Raw genomic sequence first — 23,358 nt, forward strand, 5'->3', positions numbered from 1 at the left:
AATTCTTCCGTCGATCAATTTGATTTCAAACGGTTTTCAAGTGCTCTCGTGCGCACCGCAATCTGTGATCGATCCGCCCCTCAGTCCCGATCCGCCCGTCCCAGCCGAATATCGTCCATCTTGCGGCGCAGTTCCGGTTCCCATTCCTCGGCAATGGCCTTGACCCGGGCGACCAGCTCCTTGTTTTCGTGGGCGGGGATGGTGGTGTCATAGACGTCGGCGACCTCGATCATGGACCGACGGTCGGTCATGTCGAAGGTCCGGGCCATTTCCAGCGCCCGCTCGTGCTCAATACCCAGGGCCTCGAAGGCCGAGCGGCCGATTCGGATCGAGCTGTCATAGGTCTCGCGAATGATGTCGCGGCAGCCCAGCTCGTAGAGCTGGTAGACATGATCGCGATCAACGGCGCGGGCGATGACGTGAAGGTCGGGATAGGTCTGCAGGGCATAGCTGACGAGGGCATTGATCTGGTCGCGATTGTCGATGGCAACGACCAGCAGGCGCGCCTCGGCAATCCCGGCCGCATGCAGCAGGTCGGGCCGGGTGGCGTCGCCGAAATAGGCTTTCATCCCGAAGGCGCGCAGCATGTCGAGCTGGGCATAGGAGTAGTCGACCACCGTGGTGGGAAAGCCGGCGGCGTGGAGCATCCGGTCGACGATGCCGCCGACCCGTCCGCGCCCGGCGATGATGATGGGGTGGATTTCCTCGATCGTGGCCTCGTCGCGTTCGGCCTGTTCCGACGAGAAATGCGGTGCGATCAGCTTGTCGTGGATGATGAAGAGCAGCGGCGTCAGCAGCATTGACATCGCGACGATGAGCGAGAGTCGTTCGGCGATGTCGCCGGGCAGCACCGCATTGGCGACCGTGAAGGACAGCAGGACGAATCCGAACTCGCCGGCCTGCGCCAGCCCGAGCGCCAGCAGCCAGCGGTTGGAGCCGCGCACCTTGAAGATGATCGCGAGGCCGTAAAGCACAGCCGCCTTGATCGCGATCAGGCCCAGTGTCAGCCCGATCATCAACAACGCATCGCTGAACAGCAGTACGAAATTGATCCCCGCACCGACCGTCATGAAGAACAGGCCCAGCAACAGGCCGCGGAAGGGGTCGATGTCGGATTCCAGCTCATGCCGGTATTCGCTGTTGGCCAGCACGACGCCGGCGATGAAGGTGCCCAGGGCCGGTGACAGGCCGACCAGCGACATCAGCAGGGCGATGCCGATCACCATCATCAGGGCGGCGGCGACGAACAGTTCGCGCAGGCCGGTGCGGGCGATGAAGCGGAAGAGCGGTCGGGTCAGAAAGCCGCCAATCAGCACGACCACGCCAACCGAGGCCAGGGTGACCAGGCCGGCAGCCCAGCCCGGCAGGTGGGCGACCAGGCTGAGCGCCTCGCCATGCCCGTCAGCACCGTGATCGCCGGCATGCGACATCGCTTCGACCAGTTCCGGCAGGGCCAGAAGCGGGATCAGGGCCAGCATCGGGATGACGGCGATATCCTGGAACAGGAGGACCGAGAAGCCGGCCTGGCCGCCATCGGATCGCATCATACCCTTCTCGTTGAAGGTCTGCAGCACGATCGCGGTCGAGGACAGTGACAGGACGAGTCCGACCGTGAGCGCGACCGACCAGCCCAGGCCAAGTGCCAGCGCGACCAGCGTCACGGCGAGCGTCGTGCCCAGCACCTGCAGTCCGCCGAGGCCCAGCAGCCGGCCGCGCATCGCCCAGAGGCGTTGGGGTTCGAGTTCCAGCCCGACCAGGAAAAGCATCATGACCACGCCGAATTCGGCGAAATGCTGGATCGAGACGACGTCGACGCCCAGCATTCCGAGTGCGGGGCTGATGGCGATGCCGGCAATCAGATACCCCAGAACCGAACCCAATCCCAATCGGGTCGCGATCGGGACGGCGATCACGCCGGCGATGAGGAAGGTGAAAGCGAGTAGCAGGAAATCGGTCATTGGCCCCCCGGCGCACACCCGGATCAACGGGCAATTTGTCGCCAACCTAGGGGGCATCGACCGGTTTGCCCAGATGGCTGCTTCCGTGTCCTGGCGGGACGGCTTGCCGGGTCGGTGTCAGGATTGTCGGGGTGGGACGAGGCCCGGCATCAGTGTCGCTGGCGTCGCGCCAACCCGCCTAGGAAGCTGGTCAGCATGCACATGTTGCGTTGCAGCAAGCAAAGTTTGAAAAAGAAATTGCCACCGGTGTCATTGTTGTGCAGCATGGCGTCGATCCATGCTGGCAATTTCGTCTTCAGCTCCAGCTCTGTTTGGAACTGGATCAGTCGAAGCGGAAATGCTACCGGTGTCATTGAGAGGTCGATGGCGCTGTTCAGGGTCAAGAGTTCAAACGCGGACCGGAAACCGGCCGCTGCGGGGAGGAAATGATGAGAAATTCTAACATGCCAACAGGCAAGCTGCGCCTTCTGGCCGGCTGCGCCACGGCCAGCCTGGTGCTCGGGACGGCGTTGGGGGCAACGGCCCAGGCCCAGGATGAGCAGGCTCAGACCAGTGACGTGATTACGGTTCAGGGCTTCCGGAGCAGCCTGGCCCAAGCGCTTGATGTAAAGCGTGACTCGAACGGCGTTGTTGACGCCATCGTGGCCGAAGATATCGCGGCGTTTCCGGATCTGAACCTGGCCGAATCGATCCAGCGTATTCCGGGCATCTCGATCAACCGTGTTGCCGGTGAGGGGCGCCAGATCACGGTTCGCGGTCTGGGATCGGACTTCACCCGCGTTCGCATCAACGGCATGGAAGCCATGTCGACGACCGGTGGTTCCGATGCCTCGGGCGGCTCGAACCGTGGTCGCGGCTTTGACTTCAACACTTTTGCGTCCGACCTGTTCAACCAGATCCGAGTCACCAAGACGACGTCCGCATCGATGGATGAAGGTTCCCTGGGCGCCACCGTCGATCTGCGCACCGCGCGCCCGTTCGACTATGGTTCGGGGCTGACGGCCGCCATGTCGGGCCAGATGGGCTATAACAGCCTGTCGGAAGAGACCAGCCCGCGCGTGGCCGGTCTTGTGTCCTGGGTCAATGAAGAAGAGACGTTCGGCGCCAATCTGTCGATCGCCTTCTCTGACCGCACCATCATCGAGGAAGGTTTCTCGACGGTTCGCTGGGATGACGGCAATTTCCGCTCGGTGAATGGCGTCGCCTGTCCGGCCGGTCCCGATTGTGCCGGCATCAATTCCAGCTCCACCGTCTACCATCCGCGTATCCCGCGTTATGGCCGTCTGACCAATGAGCAGGAGCGTCTGGGCATTACCGGTGGCCTGCAATTCCGTCCGAGCGAACGCACGACGGTGTCGCTGGATGCGCTCTATTCCAGCTTCGACGCAACCCGCACCGAGAACTTCCTGGAAGTCTTCATCCGCAGCCAGCAGGGTCAGTTCGACGTCAACAGCTTCACGGTCGACAGTGGGCTGAGCATCATCGACTCGGGTAATTTCGACATCAGTGCCAATGCCAACGGTACCCACCCGATTCGCTCGGAAGGTCGCTATGATGAGCTGACGACCGAGTTCACGCAGTTCACCTTGAATGTCGATCACGACTTCTCGGACCGTCTGCGCGGCAACTTCCTTGCTGGTACGGTGACATCGGATTTCGACAACCCGGTCCAGACGACCATCCTGTTCGACGCCATCGGCGATGTGACCGGGTATTCGTATGACTTCCGCGGCAATCTCAACACGCCGGCGATCGACTTCGGGTCACTTGACGTGACGGACGCATCGCAGTTTGCCTTCACCGAAATCCGCGACCGCCCGCAGTCTGTGTCGAACAGCTTCGATACCTTCTCGGCGAGCTTGGAATTTGACGCGAACGAGAACTGGGTCATTTCAGGCGGCCTCAATTTCAAGCAATATGACTTTGAAAGCCGCGAAGCCCGCCGCGAAAGCACCAATGGCTCGATTGTCTGTAACCTGCCAGGCGTGTCTTGCCCGGTTGGTGCGAACGGCCTGCCGATCACCAGCGACCTGTCATCGGTTCTCACCGGTTTCGGCAATGATCTGGGCATGCCGGCGGGCAATGACACGGCCTGGTTGGTCCCGAACATCCAGGCTGCCGCCGCAGCTGCCGGAATTTACAACATTCCGGGAACGGTTCGCGCCGGAAATCAGCGCGCCGTGAGCGAAGAGGATCTGGGCGCCTTCGTCCAGGCTGATTTCGAAGCGCAGCTGGGCAGCATCCCGGTTCGCGGTGATGTCGGCATCCGCTATGTCGAAACCACCACCGCGGCAACGGGTCTGGTCAGCGGTACGGAAGTCACGGTCGAGCGCAGCTATGAAGATACGCTGCCCTCATTGAACCTGACATTCGAGATGTCCGAGGACTTCCTGATGCGCTTCGGCGTTGCCAAGGTGATGGCCCGTCCGTCGCTCGGCAATCTGACGCCGGGTGGTTCGCTGGACAGCTTCACCGGACCTCCCTTCTCCTACAATGCGGGCAATCCGGGTCTCGATCCCTACCGGGCAACAGCCTATGACGCCTCGTTCGAATGGTATTTCGATGATGAAGCGCTGTTCGCGGTCAGCTTCTTCTACAAGGATGTGTCGAGCTTCTTCACCTCTTCCCAGTCGGTTGAAGTGGCCTACAGCCTGTCCGGCCTGCCGGCCAATCTGCCGCCGGCGTCCAGCCCGCTCTTCAACCTGATCCAGGCCGGCGGCGACCCGCTGGTCGAGATCAGCCAGGTGTCGAATGGTGGCAGTGCCTCCGTGCAGGGTTTCGAAGTGGCCTATCAACAGCCCTTCACCTTCCTGCCGGCGCCGTTCCACAATTTCGGCTTCCAGGGCAACTACACCTATGTGGACAGCGACGAGATCATCGGCTTCTCGCCGAATGCCTACAACGCGACCATCTATTATGAAGATGATCGCCTGTCGGCCCGCATATCTTCGGCTTACCGCGATGCCTATGTGACGACCCGGGCCAATGGTTCCGGTCGGAACGAACGGGGTGTGGAAGCGAGCTTCAATCTCGACTTCGCCTCCTCCTACCGCGTCAACGACATGATCGATCTCACCTTCGAGGCGATCAATCTGACCGACGAGTTCGAGCATCAGACCTATGACTCGGGCTATCTGCCGACGGTTTACCATCACACGGGCACGGAATACCTCTTCGGGGTTCGTGCATCCTTCTGATCGGTTTGACCATGTGAATGCGGAAGGCCCGGCGCGGGAGATTGCGCCGGGCCTTTTCGTCAAAACCTTGGAGTTGTCATGCACCGCGTGTTCGCCCTTGCGCTTGCTGTGGTCGTCATCGCGCCGTCGACGCCGGCCCAGCACCGTGAACCCGATGCCGAAATCGCAATCTGGGGCGATGCGGTCCCACCCGGCACGGGCCCGGTCGCCGACGGGCTGTTGGAGGTGATCACCGAGCGAAGCGGGGCTCCGGAATTGATCCGTGACCGCATGGCGACCGGCATCACAAGGCCGCGGCTCCTGGTTTTCCGGCCCGAGCAGCCCAATGGCTCAGCCCTTCTGATCCTGCCCGGCGGCGGCTATCAGCGGGTGGTGATCGACAAGGAAGGAATCGAGAGCGCTGAACGCTTCAACGCGGCCGGAGTTACGGTCTTCATCCTGCTCTATCGCCTGCCGCATGAAGGTCATGATCATGGCGCCGACGCGCCCCTGCAGGACGCCCAGCGCGCCATGCGCCTGGTTCGAAGCGACGCTGCGGCGTTCGGCATTGATCCAACCCGCGTCGGCGTGCTGGGGTTTTCGGCCGGCGGTCATCTCGCCGGTTCGCTGACAACGCGTTTCGACGCGACTGTCCATACACCGTCTGATGCGGTCGACGCGGTCAGCGCCCGACCGGACTTCTCGGTGCTGGCCTATCCGGTCGCCCGCTTGAGCGGGCCGGCCGTCCATGCGGACTCCCGCGATCGCCTGATCGGTGCCGCGCCGGATGCCGCCACCCTCGCCATTTACGACATTGCCGAAGCGGCCCGGGCCGATGCGCCGCCGCTTTTCCTGTTTCACGCTGCCGACGATGCCGCGGTGCCGGTCGAAAACGCGCTGGACGTGTTCAACGCTTTCCACGCGCTCGGGGTCGAGACCGAAATGCACATCTTCGCCGAGGGCGGGCATGGGTTTGGCATCCGCTTCGCCGAGGGCCTGCCGGTCGAGGTCTGGCCCGACCTGGTCCTGGCCTGGATGGCGCGCGGCGGCTTTCTGGGCGAGTCGCGTCAGGTGCCCGGCTGAACGTAGGGCACGCTGGCGAAGAGCGCCCGTTCGGCGCCGCGCGGGTCATTCTCCATCCGCGGCGGCCAGTCAAAGATCATGGTTTCGCGGTTTGGCAGCGTATAGCGCGACCAGGCCGGCAGGGCCGCGTGTTGTGGCGTGCCATTGCGGGCGAGGGCAATGAAGGCCTCGCTCATCAGCGCCGCCATGTTGCGGGCCGTCTCGCCATTGCCCGGCAGGTCGCCCTCCACCGCCGTATTGTCGAACACCAGTGGTATGTCGAATGTGTGCGGTGCGTAGGGATTGCCGAAGTCGAGCTGGTAGACCCAGGTCGGCGTGTCGACCTTGGCCCGTTCCTCGGCTTCGATGATTGCGCCGCGCCAGGATCGGGCGGCGGTGGTAGCGGCGTAGAAAATTTCCTCCGCCGAACGCTCAGGATAGAGTTCGCGATAGCGGGCAATCACCGTCTCCGGCCGGATATCAACCCGCATGTTCGGGATCAAAAGCTCGGGCAGGTCGTCCCAGTCGAGGTTTTCGTATTGCGGGCCGCGCAGGAAGGCGCGGGTCTCGTCACGGGTGTTGCCGATGATCATCGGGATGTGGCGCGATTGCGGCGCCACGTCCGGGTAGAAGGGGTGGCGCGGCAGGACGACATCATCCTTCACCGGCCCGAAATAGACCCGGCCATAGGGCAGCACCGGATCATCAACGCCGAGCGCTTCGACAAGCTGCGCCATTGGCAGGTCGAGGATTTCGTGGGCGCGGGCATCATCCAGGCCAAGCCCCGCCAGAAAGGCGCGTGAGCGGGCCGTCGCATTGGCCGGACCTGATGCCGTCACCTGCTGTCCGCTCATCGTGGCCGCGCTGTGGAACAGGCCGTCGGCGACCGGGGTCGCCATCAGGCTGGCAATCTTGGCGCCACCACCGGACTGGCCGAACACCATGACCCGGCCCGGATCGCCGCCAAAGCGGGCCGCATTGTCGCGGACCCATTCCAGCGCCAGCACAAGGTCCAGCTGTCCGGCATTGCCTGAGGCGGCAAAGTCCGGTCCCAACACGCGTTGCAGATAGAGATAGCCAAAGGCATTGAGGCGGTGATTGACCGTTATCACCACCACGTCGCCGCGTTGGCACAGCTGGGTGCCGTCATAGAGCGGTGAGGAGCCGGATCCCGCCGCATAGGCGCCGCCGTGGAAATAGACCATGACCGGTCGCGCCGCATCGGTTTCGAGGCCGGGCGTCCAGACATTGAGGAAAAGGCAATCTTCTGACTGGTTCGCTTCGTTGCGGCCTTGTGGCGAGGCTGAGCCATACTCGGTCGCGTCAAGCGTGTCCGTCCAGGGCGCCGGCCGGGTCGGAGGCCGGAAGCGGGTCGTCGCGGTGTCGGCGCCATAGCGGATGCCGAGGAAGCGGTGGATGCCGTCCTCGATACTGCCGCGAACCGGTCCGTTTGATGTGGTTACAACAGGGTCGCGACGCTGGGCGCAGCCGGCACCGGTCGCGAGCACACTACCGGCGGCGCCGGCCGTGGCCAGAAGGGTGCGTCGGTTAAGTGTGGGGCTCATCGGATCACTCCTGCATCGCTGTCGTCGATCGCGCGTTCAATCTCGTCCAGCCGCGCCATCGAGGCGTCGCCGGGCGTCGTCATGGCCAGGGCACCGTGAGCGGCGCCATACTCCACCGCCTGGGCAGCGCTTTTTCCGGCCATCAGCGCCCAGCAGACACCCGAGGCGAAGGCATCGCCGCCGCCGACCCGGTCGAGGATGTCGAGGCCTGGCCGTTTGCGGGATTCATGGAATTGGCCATCGGCGTGGATGATCGCCGACCAGTCGTTCGAATTGGCTGTATGCGCCGTCCGGCAGGTGGTGGCGACAACGCGCAGATTGGGAAAATCGGCGACCGCGCTCTCGATTGCCGTCCGCGGATCGCCGCCGGACGGTCTGTCACCCAGCCCTTCGGCCCCGAACAGGACGTCAACATGGGGGGCGATGGTGCGGTTTAGGGCGCGGGCCGCGTTCGAGCCGCCGCGTGAGGCCCAGAGCGAGGCGCGGTAATTGAGGTCGAAGGAGACGACGGCGCCGTGCTTGCGGGCGGCCGTCACGGCCTCGACGGTCAACGCGGCCGTGCTGTCGCTGAGGGCGGCGAAGATGCCGCCGGTGTGGAACCAGCGCACGCCCTGGGCGCCGAACAGGGTGTCCCAGTCGACATCGCCGGGCTTCATCGCCGAGGCCGCGCTATGGCCGCGATCCGACACGCCCAGGGCTGGACGCAGGCCGAAGCCGCGCTCGACGAAGTTCAGGCCGACCCGGCTGTCGCGACCGATACCGTCGAAAGCCCGCCAGAGAATGTGCGAGGTATCGACCCCGCCCTGGCAGATGCAGTCCTCGACCAGCCAGCCGACATCGTTTCGGGGCAGGGCCGTGACCACGGTTGCCGACAGGCCGAAGCATTTGCGGGCCGCGCGTGCGAGATTGTACTCGCCCCCGCCCTCCCAGACCTGGAAGTGACGGGTATTGCGCACCCGGCCTTCGCCGGGGTCGAGGCGCAACATGACTTCACCGAGGGCGGCGACGTCCCAACGCGCCGATCCGGCGGGTTTGATGGGCAGAAAGCTGTGGGTCATGGGATCAGGGTCAGAGCGTTACGCCGCCCTTCCACAGGGCGATCTGGCGTTCGTCATAGAGTTCGTTGCGGGCGCGCTTGCCGCCGGCGACATCGAGAAGGGTCCGCCACAGACGGTCGGCCGTCGCGTCCGGTGCCTCGCCATCGAGGATGGGACCGGCGTCAAAATCGATCCAGTTCGGCTTGCGCTCGGCAAGGTCGGAGCGGGTGGCGAGTTTCAGCGTCGGCACCATCGTGCCCAGCGGCGTGCCGCGACCGGTGGTGAAGAGGATCATCGTGGCGCCGGCGGCGGCCATGGCTGTTGTGGAGACGGCGTCATTGCCCGGTGCTTCCAGCAGGCTCAGCCCGCTGCGGCGCAGCCGGTCGCCATAATCCAGGACATCGACCACCGGCGCGCTGCCGGCTTTTTGGACCCCGCCGAGGGATTTTTCTTCCAGCGTGGTGATGCCGCCTTCGATATTGCCGGGCGATGGATTGGCGTGGACCGGTTCGCCATGGCCGATGAAATAGCGTTTGAAGCGGTTCATCATGGTGCCGATCGCGGTGTGGACTTCGCGCGAGACGGCGCGGTCCATCAGAATGTGCTCGGCGCCGAACATTTCCGGCACTTCGGTCAGGATGGTGCTGCCGCCGGCGGCGTCGAGCCGGTCGGTGATGCGGCCCAGCAGCGGGTTGGCGGTGAGGCCGGAAAACGCGTCTGAGCCACCGCATTTCAGCCCGATCACCAGGTCGGAGACCGGGCAGGGCTCGCGGCGATCCATCTGCGCCATATGATCGGCGATCTCGGCGACGGCGGCGATGCCGGCATCCAGCTCGTCGCCGGCCTCCTGGCAGGCGAAGGCGCGAACGCGCAATGGATCGGTGTCGGGCATGGCGTCGAGCAAGGCGCGATACTGGTTGGACTCGCAGCCCAGCCCGACCAGGAGCACGCCGCCGGCATTGGGATTCTGGGCCAGGCCGGCGAGGATGGCGCGAGTCTTCTCGAGATCATCGCCGAGTTGCGAGCAGCCGAAGGGGTGGGTGATGGCATGGACGCCGTCAACCTGGCCACGGACCTGGTTGGCGGCCATGCGGGCGATGCGTTCCGAGGTGCGGTTGACGCAGCCGACGGTCGCGATCACCCAAATTTCATTACGGATTCCCACCCGGCCATCAAAGCGGCGATAGCCCATGAATGTATCGGTGCTGACCGCGGCCTTGGAAGACCGGTCTGCCGTGCGCCCGGTCCAGGCATAATCTTGTTCGCCGCTGAGCGTGGTTTCGAGATTGTGGCTGTGGACATGGGCGCCAGCCGCGATATCGCAGCGGGCGCGGCCGATGATGGCGCCGTATTTGATGACCGGCGCGCCAGCCGGAATGTCGGTGAGGGCGAATTTGTGCCCGGCGGGAACAGGGTCGAGCAGGCGCGGCAAATTGGCGGCCGGGCGTTCGCCCCGGGCCAGCGCGCTTGTCGCGACCCCGACCCCGTCGTCCGGATGGACGACAAGACCTTGGCTGATCGCGGATTTTTCGGCGACACTCATATCGTCTCTCACCCTTGCTGGCCTGAATGGTAACCGGTGTCATTTTGCACGGAAAGAGAAAATTTCATCGCCAGCCATCAAGCGGCCGAAAGGCATGACAAGCAAGGAGATGTCCTGTAGTGGACATTTCCTCGGCATGGTGCCGCGGGGGATTTTCCGGATGACTGACGGCGAGACGCCTGACAATGGCAAGCCGGCGAAAAGCCTGCGCGATGAGTTCGTGGACCGTCGGCCGACCATCAATGATGTCGCCCGGCTGACCGGCGTTTCCAAGAAGACCGTGTCGCGGGTCATCAACAAGTCACCGGCGGTGAAGGAACACACCCGCGAGGAAATCCTGCGGGTGATGCATGAGATCGGCTATGCGCCGGATCCGCAGGCGCGCGGCCTGGCTTTCCGGCGTTCCTTCCTGATCGGCATGATCTACGACAACCCGAACCCGCAATATGTCGTCAACATGCAGCAGGGCTTGCTGGACGGCATGCGCAGCACCGGTTTTGAGCTGGTCGTCCACCCCTGTGACCGCGCCAGTCCGACCTTCCTGGAAGATGTCCGCAATTTCGTCGAGCGCCAGAAGCTCTATGGCGTCATCCTGACCCCGTCGGTGTCGGAAGACGAGCGTGTGCCGCCGATCCTGCGCCAGATCGGCTGTGAATTCATCCGTATCGCTTCGGTCTCGCTGGACGAGCCGGAACACATGATTGTCTCGCATGACCATCTCGGCGGTGCGGCGGCAGGCCGACATCTGGCCGAACTCGGGCACACACGGATCGGCTTCATCTCCGGTCGAGAGAGCTTCCGCTCCTCCCACGAACGCCGCCGCGGCCTCGAGCGGGCGCTGGGCGAGGCCGGGCTCGCCCTGGACGATGAGCTCGTCGTACAGGGCGCCTACACATTCGAGTCCGGCTATGACTGTGCCCGCGACCTGTTGCAGCGGCCGGTCCGGCCGACAGCGATCTTTGCCGCCAATGACGAGATGGCCGCCGGCGTGCTGCAGGCGGCGCGGTCGCTGGACATTCGCGTGCCCGATCAGCTGTCGGTCGTCGGCTATGACAATTTCCAACTCGCCGAGCGGCTGTGGCCGCGTCTGACCACGGTCCACACCCCGACCCGCGAGATCGGGCGGCGCGCGTCGACCAAGCTGGTCAATCCGCAGTCGGCCGCCGAGATCGAACAGCAAGACCCCCGGGCCCTGCCCAGCCTGGTCATCCGGGACACCACCGCACCGCCTCTCTGACACCCCTGCAAAGACATCGGGCAGAAAGACTGAATTCGCACGCTTGGGACCGGTTGATGTTCGCAATGACACCGGTTACCTTTCTGCCTGACAGTCCGCAGGACAGATAATCGAAAACAATGCCCACGAAGTCGTTTTTCCATGAGGATCGCCTCTTTCCCGCCGACCCGGTCGTGCGGGGTATTGCTCGTGAGCTGCATGCCTCGGTGCGCGATCTGCCGATTGTCTCGCCGCATGGCCATACCGATCCGCGCTGGTTCGCGAGCAATGATGCCTTCGACAATCCGACCGCGCTGTTGCTGGCGCCGGACCACTACATTTTCCGCATGCTCTACAGCCAGGGTATCCGGCTCGCCGATCTCGCCATTCCCGATCGCCAGGGTGTCCCGGCGACCGATCCGCGCGCGGCCTGGCGCTTGTTTGCGTCCAATTTCCATCTCTTTCGCGGCACGCCGTCAGCCATCTGGCTGAGCCATGTCCTGGTCGAGGTGTTCGGCATTGAGGACCGGCTCGATGCGGCGACGGCCGATGCGGCCTATGACAGGATTGATGCCGCGCTCAAGACCCCGGAATTCCGTCCGCGCGCCCTGTTCGATCGTTTCAATATCGAGCTGATCGCGACCACGGAGTCTCCGGTCGACACGCTTGAGCATCACCACGCCATCGCCAGTTCCGGCTGGACCGGCAAGGTCGTCACGGCCTACCGGCCCGACCCGGTCATCGATGCCGACCACGAAGATTTTTTCGCGTCGCTCGAAGCCTTTGGCGACATCACCGGCGAGGATGTTTTCAACTGGGATGGTTATCTCGCTGCCCACCGCCAGCGGCGGGTCGACTTCATGGCCGCCGGCGCGACGTCAACCGATCACGGCCACCCCACCGCGCGGACCGCAGATCTCGACCGGGGTGAGGCAAAGGCCCTGTTCGACCGCATCGTCAGTCGCAAGCCAGCAGCTGGTGATGCGGAATTATTCAGGGCCCAGATGCTGACCGAAATGGCGGCGATGAGCCTGGAAGATGGTCTGGTCATGCAGATCCATCCCGGCAGCCATCGCAATCACAATGGACCGCTGTTCGCCAGCCATGGCCGCGACAAGGGTGCCGATATTCCGACGAGCACCGAATATGTCGAGGCCCTGCGTCCGCTCCTCAACCGGTTCGGCAATGAACCGGATTTTGGCTGCATTGTCTTCACCCTCGACGAGACCAGCTATTCGCGCGAACTCGCGCCGCTGGCCGGTCATTATCCGGCGCTGAAGCTGGGGCCGGCCTGGTGGTTCCACGACAGCCCGGAAGGCATGATGCGCTTTCGCGAGCAGACCACCGAGACCGCCGGTTTCTACAACACGGTCGGCTTCAATGACGATACCCGCGCCTTTCTCTCCATCCCGGCCCGTCATGACGTGGCGCGACGGGTGGATTGCGCCTTCCTGGCGCGGCTCGTGAGCGAGCACCGGCTCGGCCTCGACGAGGCCCATGAGACCGCCCGCGACCTCGCCTATAATCTGGTCAAACAGGCCTACAAACTCGACGCTCAAAACTGAGACAGGAAATCCCCATGAAGATCGCGCTCATCATCGAAAACAGCCAGGCCGCCAAGAGCGGAATTGTCCACGATGCCCTGGCCACCGTGGCCGAGCCGCTCGGCCATCAGGTGCACCATTACGGCATGTATACGCCCGAGGATGAAGCCTCGCTCACCTATCCGATGAATGGCTTGCTGGCGGGCCTGCTGCTCAATTCCAAGGCCGCTGATTTCGTGGTCACCGGCTGCGGCACCGGTGTCGGTTCCAACCTCGCCTGCAACGCCATGCCGGGCGTGTTCTGTGGTCTCGTTGTCGATCCGACCGACGCCTTCCTGTTTGGCCAGATCAATGATGGCAATGCAATCTCGATGCCCTATGCCAAGGGCTTCGGCTGGGCTGCGGAACTCAATCTGCAGGACTGTTTCCGCAAGCTGTTCGAAAACGAGCGCGGAGCGGGCTATCCCAAGGAACGGGCCGCCGTCATGGCGAAAAACCGCGGCATTGTGGCGGAGCTGAAAGCGGCCTCCTGTCACGACATGCTGACCGTGCTGAAGACGGTCGACCAGGACCTGCTGAAAGCGGCCATCGCCGGCGAGAAATTCCAGGAATACTTCTTCGCCAACTGCCAGGACGACGCCATCGCCGACTATATCCGCACGGTGCTGGCCGCTTAGGCCTTGCGCCCGAACGGCCGTGTGAAACGGAGAAACCCATGAGCCAATCATTCGATCTCACCGGCAAGGTTGCCCTGGTCACCGGCGGCAATACCGGGCTTGGCCAGGCGATGGCGATTGCCCTGGCCCAGGCCGGTGCCGATATCGTCGTCGCTGGCCGGTCCAGCGCCGCCGAGACCGGTGAAGCGGTCGAATCCGCTGGCCGGAAATTCTACGAAATCAAGGCCGACTTCTCCGACCCGTCCTGTGTCGAGGGGGTGGTCGCTGCCACCGTCGAACAGGCGGGCCGGATCGATATCCTGGTCAACAATGCCGGCATCATCAAACGCAATGACGCACTCGATTTCACCCAGGATGACTGGGACAGCGTCATGGACGTCAACATCAAGTCGGCCTTCTTCCTGTGCCAGGCCGCAGCCAAGCACATGGTCGCCCAGGGCAGCGGCAAGATCATCAATATCGCTTCGATGCTGTCCTTCCAGGGCGGCATCCGGGTGGCGTCCTACACGTCTTCCAAGAGCGCGATTGCCGGCCTGACCAAGCTTCTCGCCAATGAATGGGCGGCGAAGGGCATCAATGTGAATGCGATCGCGCCCGGCTATTTCGCGACAAACAACACGGCCGCATTGCAGGCTGACCCGGATCGCAACGAGCAGATCCTGGGCCGCATTCCGGCCGGGCGCTGGGGCGACCCGTCCGACATCGGCGGCGCCGCCGTCTTCCTGTCTTCTTCGGCCGCAGACTATGTCCACGGCACGGTTCTGGCCGTGGATGGTGGCTGGCTCGCCCGCTAGGCAAACAACTCCCGAACCTTCCCTCCAGCCGGCCCTTCGGGGTCGGCTTTTTTTTTGGCTGTCGGACGCTCTTCCAGCGCTCGGCCTCCTTCGTCCTGTCGCCATTGGGAAGAAGAGGGCGCGGGTCATCACCCGGACGAGGAAAGGCGGCGGGACGCGAAGCGGCGAGGCGGAGCGGGTGACCGTTGGGCGGCGGCACAACGCGAGCGCATCCCACCCCTTCCGGCCCTTCGGGCCACCTTCGACGTCAAGGGGAAGGGTTTTTTGAGCGGGTTTGTCGCTCGACCTCAACGCATCAGATTGACCAGACCCATGGACAGGGCGGGGAAATAGGTGACGGCCATCAGGGCGACGAACAGGGCGCCATAGAACGGCCAGATCGTCTTGACGGTCTCTTCCACCTTCACCTTGCCGATTGCGGCACCCACGAAAAGGACCGAGCCGACCGGCGGGGTGACCAGGCCGATGCCCAGATTGAGCATCATGACGACGCCGAACTGGACCGGGTCCATGCCGAGATCGACCACGATGGGCAGGAAGATCGGGGTGGTGATCACGATCAGTGGCGACATGTCCATGAAGGTGCCGAGCACCAGCAGGATCAGATTGATGATCAGCAGGATGAGGATCGGATTGTCGGTCACCGTGGTGATCAGGCTGGCCAGTTGCGAGGGCGCTTCCAAGAGGGCCAGCATCCAGCCGAAACCGGAGGCCGAGCCGATGATCAGCAGCACCATGGCGGTCGTCTTGACGGCCTGGATGGCGGCATCAAGGAAGGCGCGCGGGCCCATCGAGCGGTAGAGCAGGGCGGCGACCGCGACGGTGTAGAGCACCGCGACGGCGGAGGATTCGGTGGCCGTGAAAAAGCCACCGAGCACGCCGCCGACGATGATGATGGCGGTGAACAGGCCGGGCAGGGCCATGATGAAGGCGCGCAGGAACGCCATCCAGCCGGGGAATTCACCCTTGGGATAGCCACGCTTCACCGCCACCAGCCAGGCGGCAACCATCAAGGTCGCACCCGTCAGGAGGCCCGGCACGATCCCGCCCACGAAGAGCTCGCCGATCGACACGCCGACGCCGGCAGCGGCAGCATAGATGATCATGTTGTGCGAGGGCGGGATCAACAGGCCGCAAACGGCGGAGGTCGAGGTCACGTTGACGGCATAGTCGGCATCATAGCCGCGCTCGCGCATCATCGGCATCAGGGTCGAACCCATCGCCGAGACGCTGGCGATGGCCGAGCCGGAGACGGCCCCGAACAACATCGACGCGCCGACATCGACCTGTCCCAGCCCGCCTCGTGATCGCCCGAAGGCGGCTTCCGCGACATGGACCAGGCGTTCGGCGATGCCGGACCGGTGCATGAGTTCACCGGCGAAGACAAAGAAGGGGATGGCCATCAGCGAGAAAATGCTCATCCCGCCCGCCATGCGCTGGAAGACGGCGATGGCCGGCATGTCCATCATGAAGAAGGTGATGAGGGTCGCGCCGAGCAGGGAGAAGGCAACCGGCACGCCGATGATCAGCAGGAAAACAAGGGTGCCGAGGAGGACTGACAATTCCATGGTTCAGGACTCCGCGTCGCCGGCAATGGCCGGATTGAGCTGTTCGAGAATATTTTCCAGCGCGAAGAGGCTGATCAACACGCCGCTGATCGGCAGCGGCAGATAGGCAAAGCCGCGCGAGATACCGAGCGTCGGAATGGCATGCTCCCAGGTTCGCAGGATCAATTCTCCGCCCCAAAAGGCCATGGCGCCACCGACCAGGGCGACGATGAGGTGGGACAGGAGTTGCAGGCGGTGCGGCCATCGGCCGGGCAGGTTGTCGGCGAAGGCGGATATCCGGATATGGAAACCTTCCTTGACCCCGGCCGCCGCGGCGAAACTGACAAACCAGATCATCAGGACAAGCGAGGCCTGTTCGGACCAGGACGGGCTGGCATTGAGCACATAGCGGGCGAAAACCTGCCAGCCGATGATCAGTGTCATGACCGCCAGGCCGATACCGCCGAGCAGCAGCAGTGACCGGCTGGCGAAATTGAGGAGATTGGCGAAAGCACGCATCAGGCATCGCCCCCGAGATTGCGGACATCCTCGACCAGGCGGCGTTGGACATCGGTGACCACGAAACGGTCCCAGACGCTTTCCATGCGGTCTGAAAAGGCGGTGATGTCACCGATCTCGTTCGCTTCCACGCCACCGGCCAGCACCCGTTCGCGCGCGTCGGAAACGCGGGCATCCCAGATTTGACGCATGACTGGCACACTGTCGCGGGCGGCCTGCTGGAAGATCGCCTGGTCTTCGCCGGACAAGCGGTCCCAGCGGTGTTTCGACATCACCAGGATTTCCGGTGCCATGACATGGCGGCTGAGGCTGTAATAGCGCGCGGCCTCGAAATGACGGGTCGTCTCATAGGAGGGCCAATTGTTTTCGGCCCCGTCGATCACGCCCTGCACCAGGCCCTGATAGACTTCGCCGAAGGACATCGGGGTCGGGTTGGCGCCGAGCGCCTCGACCATGGCGACGTAGAGATCGGAGTTTTGCACCCGGATCTTCATGCCGCGCAGATCGTCCGGCGTGTTGATCGGGTGGCGGGTATTGTAAAAGCTGCGGGCGCCACTGTCGTAAAAGCAAAGTCCGACCAGCCCGTGCGGGCGCAGGGCGTCGAGAATGGCCTGGCCCGGCGCGCCGTCGAGCGAGGCGCGCATGTGGTCGATGGAGTTGAACAGGAAGGGCAGGCTGGGGACGATGGTCTCATTGGCGATCGAGTTGAGTGGCGCCAGATTGACCCGGTTGAGGTCGAGCGCGCCGAACACGGTCAGCTCCAGCGTGTCGCGTTCCGAGCCGAGCTGGGCCCCGGCGAAGATTTTCACCCGCTGACGACCGCCGGTGCGTTCCTCGACCATACGGGCCATGGCTTCAACGCCTTGGACTGTCGGGTAGTCAGCGACATGGGCGTCGGCGGAATAAAGCGGCCGGTCGGCTTGTCCGCAGCCGGCAACAGCCGCGGCCGCCCCCGTCGCGATGAGGTGTCTGCGATTGATCATGATCCCTCCCCAGGGTCTGGTCCGTGCCGGCTACTCAACGAGTCCGTTCAGCCAGTCCTCCAGTTCAGTATACCCGTTGCCGTCGGCGTCATGCGAGCCGTCTTGCGGATTTTCGGGGTCGAGACCGCGGGCGGTTTCCCACGCATCGGGCATGCCATCGCTATCGCTGTCGGTGCGCGCAGGCTCTGAAGGCAGGTCGGGCCAGCCACCGACTTCTTCCTCTGATGAGATGATCCGGCCTGTGCCGTTGAGCACGTCATTGATGATGCGTTGGTCGGCTGCGTCGCGCCAATGCGAGGCGCCGGCGCCCGCCAGGACCGCCGCATAGGCTTCGTCGGCGGTGTCGGTGCGGATGAAATCAGCCTCATAGGGCTCATCAACCCAGCTCAGATCATGCGCCGCCGAGCGCAGCATGGGGCGTTGCTCGCGCAGCTCGCCATCCATCGTATTGCCGGAGAAATGGGCGCGCCCTGTTGTGTTGCGCATGTAGAAAATGACCGGGCCGAGCGTTTGCGGACCCTGGACATAGGCATTGTTGATGAAGTTGTAGTGCGCGACCGAGGCCGGATCGAGATCGGTGCCGGCGGCATGATGATAGTCGGTGCCTTCGCGCCCGTAGAGCGGGTCCTGGTTCAGACCAAGATGCTGGGAGGGGTCGAACTCGGCGCTGGCCGGGACCCAGTCCCAGAAGTCCGTCTCGGCGCCATGTCCCCAATTGTAAAAGACATTATTGCGGAAATCGAGGAAGAGTCCGTCGGGATCGTCGAACGGTGTCGCGTAATTGCCGATGCGGGGCATGCGCGAGTTGTGGTTGGCCCACAGATTGTGATGCCAGGAATAGCGGGCGCCATTATTGCCGCGGATCAGGCTGCCATAGGCGCGGTCGCCCTTTTCATGACCGGCCTGGTAAAGGCCTTCGGCCATGATCGACCATTGCACCGTCAGATTGGTCAGGTGTTTCTGCCCTGGCGTGCCGCGATAACTTTGCGACGAGGACAGGGTCTCGTCGATCGCCCAGCTGGTCGAGACGTGGTCGAGAATGATGTCAGAGCCGCCGACGATCGAGATGGCGTCATCCTCGACATGGCTGGCGCCGCCGATCCGCGAGCGGATATAACGGATCACCACATGATTGGCGTGCACCTGCAGTGGATAGTCGCGCAGGGCAATGCCAGCGCCGGGTGCCGACTGGCCGGCGATGGTGATGTAGTCATTGAGCACCCGCAACGGGCTTTCCAGCTGGATCGTGCCGGAGACGGCAAAGACGATGGTACGCGGCCCGTCAGCCTCGACGCCTTCGCGCAGCGAGCCGGGACCTGAATCGCCCAAGTGGGTGACCGTGTAAACGTCGCCGCCGCGACCGCCGCGGCTGAAACGGCCGAAGCCGTCAGCGCCCGGGAAGGCGATCTGCTGGCCGTCGGCCACGGTGGGCGGTGCAACGGGAGGCGCAGTGTCATCGGCAGAAAAGTTTGTGGTCAACGCATCAATGTGACCGCAACCAGTCGCCACGGCGCAAACGCCAACGAGCAAAGCGCTTCTGAACATTCGTCTCTCCTCCCGGACGGTCGAGAATTGCCTCTGACCGCCTCCCATTCGTGCCGCTCATTGTTGCTTGCGGCTTGATCTTGAGGGAATACCGTGAAAAATGACACCGGTTTCCTTGTTTGGAACCGTAACCGATATCGAGTGAGGCGCAAGCCCCTTCGTCAGAGTAACTCGCCGGCCGACAAGGCGAGGAAAATCAGGGAAAATCGACTTGACGCCCAATCAGAAAACCATCTCGGAAGCCTTCATTGACGCACGTCAGGCGGGGGCCGGATTGCGCGACTATCCCGGTCAATTGCCGGCGACGCTCGCGGACGCCTACGCGATCCAGGACCAGTCCATTTCGCGCTGGCCCGATCGTGTTGACGGCTGGAAAATCGGACTGGTGCCGCCGGAGTTTCGCGGTCCTGTCGGTGCCGAGCGTCTGGTCGGTCCGATCTTTGCCAACCTGATCCGTGATCACGCGATCGGCCAGGTCCATGACATGCCGGTTTTCGCCGATGGTTTCGCCGCGGTGGAAGCGGAATTCATCTTCGTGCTTGGCAAGCCGGTCCCGGTCGGCACCAAGATCACGCCGGAACTGACCCGCGATGTGGCTGGCCGGCTTCATGTCGGCGTCGAGATCGCTTCGAGCCCCTTCCCGGGTATCAATGATCTCGGACCGATTTGCGTTGTGACCGATTTCGGCAATAATTTCGGCCTCATCGTCGGGCCGGAGATCGCCGACTGGCAGTCGCGCAGCTGGGCGGATCTGCCGGCTCGGGTCGTCATCAATGGTGATGAGGTCGGCGCGACCACCGCTTCTGCCTTGCCCGGCGGGCCGATCGGCGCGCTCGAATTCATCCTGCGCCTGATGCAGGAACGCGGGATCGCGCTCGACGCGGGCAGCCATATCTCGACCGGCGCCGTGACCGGCGTCCATCAGGCCAAGGTGGGTGATACCAGCCGCGTCAGCTTCGGTGAGTTCGGCGAGATCGAGCTCGGCCTGTCTCCGCTCCGCTCCGACTGGCTTGGCCTGCCGGCAGGGCAACGGGCTGCGGTGCGCCCCACCGGCTCTTAGGTGTTGCGTCCCCGGGGCGTGCAGACAGGTCCCGGAAACGGTGCTACCTGTCTGGCAACGCAGTGTTTCGGGGGAGAAATCGATGAGCGTCACCACCAAGCCGATCTGGGCCAGCCTGATCCTGGCTGCCACCTTGGCCGCCTGTAGCCAACCGACCGAAACCGGCCCGGCCGGCGCCGATGCGGTGTCGGGCACAGCAACAAGCGAGAGCGCCCCGGAAGCCGGGCGCTTCACCATCCTGGTCGGCGGAACCGAGATCGGCGCCCTGGAGATTTTGCCCTCCGAAGACGGCTATGCGGTCGAGTACGAATACCGCAATAACGGCCGCGGCCCGACCATCACCGAAAGCATCGCGCTGGACGAGGCCGGCCTGCCGGTCGACTGGACGATCTCCGGCGCTTCGACCTTCGGCAATCCGATTGACGAGAGCTATGCCTATGTCGACAGCGAGGCGCGCTGGCAGGACGCCACCGGCAGCGATCAGGCCTTGCCCGAGGGCGACGCCTTCTATGTGCCGCAGGACGCCAGCCCCTATTGGCTCGCCATTGCAGCGCGGGCCCTGATGGCGCGCGACGACATGACGATCCCGGCCCTGCCCGGCGGCGAGCTGCGGTTGGCCGAGATCGATCAGCTCACGGTGAGCAATGGCGAAACAAGCCGCAATGTCACGACCTATGCCCTGTCCGGAACCAGCGAGAACCCGACCTATTTCCTGATGGATGATCGCGCCTTTTTCGGCCTGATCACGCCGGGTTTTGCCATACTGGAAGCCGGGTATGAAGGTGAGGATGAGCGCTTGCGTGCCCTGGCCGCAGGCTATGGCGCGAGTCGTTTCTCCGAAATCCAGGCGCGGGTCGCGCATGACTATGACGGGCCGGTGCGCATCCGCAATGTCCGCGTTTTTGATCCACAGACACTGAGCCTGGGCGAGCCGGTTTCGGTGGTTGTCGAGGGCGAGCACATCACCGCGATCGATACGCTGGATGTGGCGACGCAGGCCGGTGAGACGGAGATTGACGGGGCCGGTGGATCGTTGATCCCGGGCCTGTTCGAAATGCATGCCCATATGGGCGAGACCAGCGCTTTCCTGAACATTGCCGCCGGTGTCACCAGCGTTCGTGACATGGGCAATAACAATGCCGTTCTTGATGAGTTGATCGGACGGATCGAGGCGGGCGAAGTCGCCGGGCCGCGTGTCCACCGCAGCGGCTTCATCGAGGGGCGCAGCCCGTTCAGTTCCAATAACGGCATTCTCGTCGCCAGCGAGGAGGAGGCTGTGGCCGCCGTTGAGACCTATGCGGCGAGCGGCGATTTCATCCAGGTGAAAGTCTACAACTCGATGAATCCGGACTGGGTTCCGGCGGTTATCGAGGCGGCTCACGCCAATGGTCTGCGCGTTGCCGGCCATGTCCCGGCCTTCACCAATGCCAATTCGATGATCGCGGCCGGTTATGACGAGATGACCCATATCAACCAGATCATGCTGGGTTGGGTGCTCGAGGAGGGCGAGGATACGCGCTCCCTGCTGCGTCTCACCGCGTTGCGCCGCCTGCCGGCCCTCGATCTCAACAGTGAAGCGGTACAGGCAACCATTGCGGCGATGGCAGCCAATGGCACGGCGGTCGACCCGACCTATGCCATCCATGAAGCCCTGCTCCTGTCGCGCAATGGCGAGGTCTCGCCGGGCGTGGTCGACTATATCGACAATATGCCGGTCGATACCCAGCGCGGCGCCCGCAGTGCCTGGGCCGATATCGCGACGCCCGAGGATGATGCCAATTATCGCGGCGCGTTCGACCAGATCACCGAAACCCTGAGGATGATGCGCGAGGCCGGTATCTTCATCGTGCCGGGCACCGATCTGGGTGGGTCTTTCGCCTATCACCGTGAACTGGAACTCTATCAGAATATCGGCATGACCCCGGCCGAGATCATCGCCTGGGGTGGTCATGGCATGGCCGAATATCTCGGCGTCGATGACGAACTCGGCACGATTGCACCGGGCATGCTGGCTGACTTCTTCCTGGTCCCGGGCGATCCGACCGTCGATTTCAGGGAGCTCAAGACGATCGCGCTCGTCTCTGCCAATGGGGTCTTCTACTATCCGACGGAGATTTATCCGGAATTCGGGATCCAGCCATTCACGGACCTGCCGGCCATTTCGCAGCCGCGCTAGGATCAGGCTTGCCGTGTCGGTCCGGTGTCGGGAATCATCGGGCCGGGAGGGGTGTGATGCCTGTGATCGAAACTGCCCGACTGTCTCGCCGGACCCTGCTCGCGCAGGCCGGCGCGGTCGCCCTTGGTGCCTGCCAGCCGCTCACCGGTTGCGCGCCGGTGCGCGCCGGCTTGCAGCTTTACTCGGTGCGCGAGGCCATGGCCGTTTCGGTGCCGCCGACCCTGGAGCGGGTTGCGGGGATGGGCTATGGCGCCGTTGAATTCGCGGGCTATTTCGATCAGGCGCCGGCCGGGATTGCCAGCCTTCTTGCGGCGACCGGACTTGTCTCGCCCAGCGCCCATGTCGATGCCCGCCAAGCCCGCAATGATCCGGCCCGCATCGTCGCGGCCGGCGCCGAAGCCGGGCATGATTATCTGGTGATCGCCTGGATCCCGCCGCAGGACCGGACCTCGCTGTCGGACTGGCAGGCCTGGGCCGATGTCCTCAACCGGTTCGGCGAGGCGTGCAGCCTGGCAGGGTTGCGATGTGCCTACCATAATCATGATTTCGAGTTTGCCGACGCAGCCGGTACGGACGCCCCATCCGGGCAAACGCCATGGGCCGTCCTTCAGGCGCGGTGTGACCCCGCTTTGGTATCCTTCGAAATCGACACTTATTGGGCTCAACTGGCTGGACAGGACCCGGCGGCCCTGGTCGCACAGGCGCCGGATCGTTTCCCGCTTTGCCATATCAAGGATTATCATCCGGACGGCGCCATGGCCGGGCTCGGCGATGGCGTTGCCGATTTCGCACCGGTTTTTGCCGCGCGCGGTGCTGATGGTTTTGTCCAGTGCTATGCCGAACTCGACAATCCGGCATCACCTTTCGGCTTCGCGGCGACGGCGCGCGGCCGGCTGGAGGACTTGTTGCGGGCCAATCAGGCTTGCCCGGTGTGACGGGGGTGACTAACCTTCCCT

General features: G+C 63.7%; 18 protein-coding genes. 9 read left to right on the forward strand and 9 right to left on the reverse strand.

Annotation, left to right across the window (positions count from 1 at the left end):
• Nucleotides 1–80 precede the first annotated feature (80 nt).
• Both C7435_RS12250 and C7435_RS12255 read right to left on the reverse strand, forming a co-directional pair.
• Nucleotides 81–1,958 carry a cation:proton antiporter domain-containing protein gene (locus C7435_RS12250; protein WP_121211820.1) on the reverse strand — a complete coding sequence of 626 codons (1,878 nt, stop codon included), beginning with the start codon at nucleotides 1,956–1,958 and terminating at the stop codon, nucleotides 81–83.
• A gap of 149 nt (nucleotides 1,959–2,107) precedes the next feature.
• A complete protein-coding gene (locus C7435_RS12255) occupies nucleotides 2,108–2,341 on the reverse strand; it encodes a hypothetical protein (RefSeq protein ID WP_121211822.1) in 234 nt (77 codons plus the stop codon).
• 45 nt (nucleotides 2,342–2,386) lie between these two features.
• On the opposite strand from C7435_RS12255, the gene C7435_RS12260 reads away from it, so the two are divergent.
• Nucleotides 2,387–5,155, forward strand: a complete 2,769-nt coding sequence (locus C7435_RS12260) for a TonB-dependent receptor (RefSeq protein ID WP_121211824.1) — start codon at nucleotides 2,387–2,389, stop codon at nucleotides 5,153–5,155.
• A gap of 78 nt (nucleotides 5,156–5,233) precedes the next feature.
• Complete coding sequence (locus C7435_RS12265; protein WP_121211825.1) at nucleotides 5,234–6,217, forward strand: alpha/beta hydrolase; 984 nt, start codon at nucleotides 5,234–5,236, stop codon at nucleotides 6,215–6,217.
• Here the strand turns inward: C7435_RS12265 and C7435_RS12270 are convergent.
• From C7435_RS12270 to C7435_RS12280, 3 genes are read right to left on the reverse strand one after another with little or no spacing between them, the layout of a single operon-like run.
• Nucleotides 6,202–7,761, reverse strand: coding sequence for a carboxylesterase/lipase family protein (locus C7435_RS12270; RefSeq protein WP_121211827.1), 1,560 nt, complete (start codon nucleotides 7,759–7,761; stop codon nucleotides 6,202–6,204). The two genes, C7435_RS12265 and C7435_RS12270, sit on opposite strands and share 16 nt — an antisense overlap.
• The gene (locus tag C7435_RS12275) at nucleotides 7,758–8,819 is read right to left on the reverse strand and encodes a sugar kinase (RefSeq protein WP_121211828.1); all 1,062 of its coding nucleotides are present in this window, start codon (nucleotides 8,817–8,819) and stop codon (nucleotides 7,758–7,760) included. The genes C7435_RS12270 and C7435_RS12275 overlap by 4 nt, the downstream gene beginning before the upstream one ends.
• A 10-nt stretch (nucleotides 8,820–8,829) precedes the next feature.
• Entirely contained in the window at nucleotides 8,830–10,341 is a 1,512-nt protein-coding gene (locus tag C7435_RS12280; RefSeq protein ID WP_121211830.1) for a UxaA family hydrolase, read from the reverse strand.
• A 160-nt stretch (nucleotides 10,342–10,501) separates the two neighbouring features.
• Here C7435_RS12280 and C7435_RS12285 point away from each other — a divergent pair, with 160 nt between their 5' ends.
• The 4 genes from C7435_RS12285 (at nucleotide 10,502) to kduD (ending at nucleotide 14,572) form a co-directional block, all read left to right on the forward strand.
• Entirely contained in the window at nucleotides 10,502–11,578 is a 1,077-nt protein-coding gene (locus tag C7435_RS12285; RefSeq protein WP_121211894.1) for a LacI family DNA-binding transcriptional regulator, read from the forward strand.
• A gap of 119 nt (nucleotides 11,579–11,697) precedes the next feature.
• Nucleotides 11,698–13,122, forward strand: coding sequence for a glucuronate isomerase (uxaC, locus tag C7435_RS12290; RefSeq protein ID WP_121211832.1), 1,425 nt, complete (start codon nucleotides 11,698–11,700; stop codon nucleotides 13,120–13,122).
• A gap of 14 nt (nucleotides 13,123–13,136) precedes the next feature.
• Nucleotides 13,137–13,778: an RpiB/LacA/LacB family sugar-phosphate isomerase gene (locus C7435_RS12295; RefSeq protein WP_075191514.1), complete on the forward strand. Its 642-nt coding sequence runs from the start codon at nucleotides 13,137–13,139 to the stop codon at nucleotides 13,776–13,778.
• A gap of 38 nt (nucleotides 13,779–13,816) precedes the next feature.
• The gene (gene kduD / locus C7435_RS12300; protein WP_121211834.1) at nucleotides 13,817–14,572 is read left to right on the forward strand and encodes a 2-dehydro-3-deoxy-D-gluconate 5-dehydrogenase KduD; all 756 of its coding nucleotides are present in this window, start codon (nucleotides 13,817–13,819) and stop codon (nucleotides 14,570–14,572) included.
• 287 nt (nucleotides 14,573–14,859) lie between these two features.
• On the opposite strand, the gene C7435_RS12305 is transcribed toward kduD, so the two are convergent.
• Genes C7435_RS12305 through C7435_RS12320 form a run of 4 tightly spaced genes read right to left on the reverse strand, consistent with a single transcriptional unit; the run spans nucleotide 14,860 to nucleotide 19,166 of the window.
• The gene (locus C7435_RS12305) at nucleotides 14,860–16,140 is read right to left on the reverse strand and encodes a TRAP transporter large permease (RefSeq protein ID WP_121211836.1); all 1,281 of its coding nucleotides are present in this window, start codon (nucleotides 16,138–16,140) and stop codon (nucleotides 14,860–14,862) included.
• A gap of 3 nt (nucleotides 16,141–16,143) precedes the next feature.
• A complete protein-coding gene (locus C7435_RS12310) occupies nucleotides 16,144–16,638 on the reverse strand; it encodes a TRAP transporter small permease (RefSeq protein ID WP_075191511.1) in 495 nt (164 codons plus the stop codon).
• On the reverse strand, nucleotides 16,638–17,621 hold the full coding sequence (locus tag C7435_RS12315; RefSeq protein ID WP_121211837.1) for a TRAP transporter substrate-binding protein: 984 nt from the start codon (nucleotides 17,619–17,621) through the stop codon (nucleotides 16,638–16,640). Before C7435_RS12315 ends, C7435_RS12310 begins: the two co-directional genes overlap by 1 nt.
• A 30-nt stretch (nucleotides 17,622–17,651) precedes the next feature.
• Nucleotides 17,652–19,166, reverse strand: a complete 1,515-nt coding sequence (locus C7435_RS12320) for a pectate lyase (protein WP_170150462.1) — start codon at nucleotides 19,164–19,166, stop codon at nucleotides 17,652–17,654.
• A 211-nt stretch (nucleotides 19,167–19,377) separates the two neighbouring features.
• Between C7435_RS12320 and C7435_RS12325 the strand changes: the two genes are divergently transcribed.
• The 3 genes from C7435_RS12325 (at nucleotide 19,378) to C7435_RS12335 (ending at nucleotide 23,337) form a co-directional block, all read left to right on the forward strand.
• On the forward strand, nucleotides 19,378–20,226 hold the full coding sequence (locus C7435_RS12325; protein WP_121211841.1) for a 2-keto-4-pentenoate hydratase: 849 nt from the start codon (nucleotides 19,378–19,380) through the stop codon (nucleotides 20,224–20,226).
• A gap of 82 nt (nucleotides 20,227–20,308) precedes the next feature.
• The gene (locus tag C7435_RS12330) at nucleotides 20,309–22,402 is read left to right on the forward strand and encodes an amidohydrolase family protein (protein WP_121211843.1); all 2,094 of its coding nucleotides are present in this window, start codon (nucleotides 20,309–20,311) and stop codon (nucleotides 22,400–22,402) included.
• 56 nt (nucleotides 22,403–22,458) lie between these two features.
• The gene (locus C7435_RS12335) at nucleotides 22,459–23,337 is read left to right on the forward strand and encodes a sugar phosphate isomerase/epimerase family protein (RefSeq protein WP_121211845.1); all 879 of its coding nucleotides are present in this window, start codon (nucleotides 22,459–22,461) and stop codon (nucleotides 23,335–23,337) included.
• Nucleotides 23,338–23,358: the final 21 nt, after the last annotated feature.

It is taken from the genome of Maricaulis maris (assembly GCF_003634045.1).
Taxonomy (GTDB): domain Bacteria; phylum Pseudomonadota; class Alphaproteobacteria; order Caulobacterales; family Maricaulaceae; genus Maricaulis; species Maricaulis maris.